Genomic DNA, 414 nt, shown 5'->3' with positions numbered 1-414 from the left:
TGCCCAAGCCGGTGTATCCCGGCAGCTTGGCTTCGCCCTCTGTCCTGGCGCATGTCATGTGCCAAAAATACATGGAGTGTTTGCCGCTGTATCGGCAAGAACAACAATTTGCCCGTTTAGGCTATACGCTTTCACGGCAAACCATGGCGAACTGGATAATCTACGGTGCCGAAACCTGGCTATCGCCTCTGTACGACGCAATGAAGAAATACTTGCTGCAACAAGACGTACTGCATGCGGACGAGACGACTTTGCAGGTGCTACGCGAGCCGGACAAATCCGCTGAGGCCAAGTCGTATCTGTGGCTGTACCGGACCGGACGGGGCGTAGCGCCAGTGGTCCTGTACGAATACCAGCGGACCCGGGGAGGGGAGCATCCCCGGAATTTCCTGGCCGGGTTTACAGGCTATTTGC

At 56.5% G+C, this 414-nt stretch carries 1 protein-coding gene; it reads left to right on the top strand.

The window, feature by feature from the left end; genetic code table 11:
* On the top strand, positions 1–414 hold a 414-nt coding region (locus ACE5LO_RS27835; RefSeq protein ID WP_375523146.1), incomplete at both ends, for an IS66 family transposase.

Source organism: Paenibacillus medicaginis, assembly GCF_042138635.1.
Lineage (GTDB): Bacteria > Bacillota > Bacilli > Paenibacillales > Paenibacillaceae > Paenibacillus > Paenibacillus medicaginis.
The sequence above is the reverse complement of the archived record's forward strand: the minus strand, read 5'-3'. Positions and strand labels throughout refer to the sequence as shown.